Raw genomic sequence first — 2,795 nt, 5'->3', positions numbered from 1 at the left:
ATTTCTATCCGAACCAAAGTTCATTCCTCCCAACGGCTGCCTTACTCAATACAAGCAGTGTTTTTCCTTCCTCTGGTTTGATGAGGGGGCTCCGTCGATCGAAGTTGACGCTCAGAAATGGCAGATCAGCGGTTCTTTCGTCCTGTGTGCCTGGGATTTTCGTTTCGCCCGTCATGGCCATTGCATGATCAGTTATTCTTTTCCTGCGGCAAGCCTGTTCACCGTGGTTTCCCAGTAGTACCGGTTGCGCGCGAGGTACTGTTCCACTGTTTGGATGAGGCTTCCCGGATCCTCGGCACTCATCAGATGGGCCAGACGGGCCAGCTCGGTGGGATCTTCCGGAATGCGACTTTTGGCCGTCGGTGCTACAAGCTGGAGCCGATTTTCGAGCGCGCGGAGAAACCGATAGCTTTCATAAAGTTCGTTAAAGGCTTGTTCGCGGAGCAGGCCTTTTTCATGCAGGGCCCGCATGGCGGCAAATGTGGAAGTCTTTCGGATTTCCGGATGTTCCTGGCCGTGTCGAAGCTGGAGCATCTGTATGAGAAACTCCACGTCGACGATTCCGCCCCGTCCCCGTTTGATGTCCAGTGGCTTGGCGGTTTCTTCCAGTCGACGGCGCATATCGGCGATCTGCGTGGCAAATTCCGGCCGCCACGGTTCGCTGTCAATCACTTCCCGAATGAGTGCCTCCACCACGGGCCGCATCCGTTCGGAAACGACCGCCGGCCGAGCCTTGCACAACGCCTGCCGTTCCCACAGTTGCCCCATTCCCTGATGAAAATAGTTGGCGAATTCGCGGAGAGAAAAGACCAGTGTGCCGCTCCTGCCGGTTGGTCGAAGTCGGGCGTCCACTTGATAAAGCCGACCGTATGGCCCCAGATAGGAAATTTTTCGGATGATCCGTTGCGTCAACTCGCTGAAGAAATGCTGGTTGGTGGTTGTATCGCGGGGGCGGACATAACCCGACTCCACCACCGGCACCGTGGTGCCGTCTTCCTCATAGAGGAAAACAAGGTCCAGATCACTCTGGTAATTCATTTCGCGCCCACCGAACTTCCCCATGGCCAGGATGACCATTTCCGCGCGCTGTCCCTGGCGGGGACCCTCACCCACAGTGGGCTGGCCGTAGCGGAGGACCAGGTGCTCATACTCCCGCACAACAACCTCGGTGAGGCACGTTTCCGCCAGATCGCTGATGGCCTGGGTGATCGCTTCCACGTCATCCTTGCCCAGCAGGTCGCGGACGCCGATTTGGAGGAGATGATCGTTCTTGAAAGCATGGAGGATCGGGTCCAAATCTTCGGCCGCCAGGGAAAGTTCCCGCAGCGTCATTTCCATGAACCGCCGGTCCGGCAATTTATCGAGGACCAGGCTGTCCATCAGGCTGTCGATCATGCCGGGGTTACTGATCAAAAGGCTTGCCAGAAACGGCGTGTAGGCACAGAGCTGCACATACAGCTTGAGAGAGGGTGGGTTGAAGCTGAAAAGCTCCCAGAGCACACCTTTTCCTCCCAGGGAATCACTCACCTGGTTGAGTGTGACGAGGGTTGCATCGGGGTCCGGAGTGGCCGCGATGGCAGCTAACAGCATCGGAGCGATTGACGCCAGAAAATGGCGGCAACGACGGGTGGACAGGAATGGAATCCGCTCCTCCGCAAGATTCATGAGATTCCGGTAGGCCTGGGGAATGTCCCGGAACCGATGCCGCGACAGGACGTTCTCAATAAATTCCGGCGTTGGTTCGGGATCGAGGACCAGCTCAACTTCGGCCGCGGTTTCAGAATCGTCGCTGAAGGCATCGTGGAGCAGATGATTCAAAATCTGCCGGTTGCGCGTGGTAAAACGCTGATAATCCCTTTCAAATTGGTCCCGCGCTGAACTGCCCGGCTCGTTGCCATAGCCCATCCGTATGGCCAGCTTCTGCACTTCTGCCGGGTCGTTGGGAACGCTGTGGGTTTGCAGATCGAACATGATCTGTAGGCGATGCTCCAGTTTGCGGAGAAAATTGTAGCTTTCCTGGAGATGGCTGCTTTCTGCATGCGTGAGACATCCCGCCTGTTCCAGGCCCGCAATGGCTTCCAACGTGTTTCCCGTACGCACGCTGGGCAGATCGGCACCATGCAGCAATTGGAGAAACTGAATAACGAACTCAATATCACGGATTCCGCCCCAGCCGTTTTTCACGTCGCGCTGATCAACTCCCCGCTGACGGACTCGCTGTTCGATTTTTCTTCGCAGCGTCTTGATGCCCGCGATATCTGCCCGTGAGAGATAGCGCCGGTAAATCCACGGCTCAAGCTCCTCCAGGAAGCTGTATCCCAGGTCGAGGGAACCAGCGGCGGGCCTCGCCTTGATGAACGCCTGGCGTTCCCAGGTTCTGCCCCGGACATCGTAATAGTGGAGGGCCGCTGGAACACTCATCGCCGCGGGACCGTGCTCGCCTTCCGGACTCAGCCGCCGATCAACCCGGTATACCGCCCCGAGTTCCGTGCGCTGAGTCAGTAACCGAATAATTTCCTGGACCAGGCGGGAAAAGTATTCCGCGTTTGTGACCGATCGCGGCCCGTCAGTTTCCCCTTCACCCTCATAAAGAAAGATCAGGTCAATATCGCTGGAGTAATTCAGCTCCACTCCACCCAGTTTTCCCATCGCCAGAATCACGAATCGGGCCTCTGCACCGTTTGGCAGCCGCGGAAGCCCAAGGGTGGTGGCAAGCCGACGGCGAGCACTTTCATAGGCGGCCTGCAGGATTGCGTCGGCAAGATAGGAAAGCTGGCGAGTTACCGTCGAGACAC

Annotated in this window: 2 protein-coding genes; one reads left to right on the top strand and one right to left on the bottom strand. The window is 57.3% G+C overall.

The window, feature by feature from the left end; genetic code table 11:
• The coding region (locus tag H5U08_RS14920; protein ID WP_297034764.1) for a hypothetical protein at positions 1 to 238 on the top strand (238 nt) is incomplete at its 5' end.
• On the opposite strand, the gene glnE is transcribed toward H5U08_RS14920, so the two are convergent.
• On the bottom strand, positions 193 to 2,795 hold a 2,603-nt coding region (glnE, locus tag H5U08_RS14915), incomplete at its 5' end, for a bifunctional [glutamate--ammonia ligase]-adenylyl-L-tyrosine phosphorylase/[glutamate--ammonia-ligase] adenylyltransferase (protein WP_297034761.1). The genes H5U08_RS14920 and glnE overlap by 46 nt on opposite strands.

Source organism: Thermogutta sp. (assembly GCF_014359955.1).
In the GTDB taxonomy this organism is placed as follows: domain Bacteria; phylum Planctomycetota; class Planctomycetia; order Pirellulales; family Thermoguttaceae; genus Thermogutta.
Note: the sequence above shows the minus strand (reverse complement) of the source record. Positions and strands in the feature narration are given on the sequence as shown.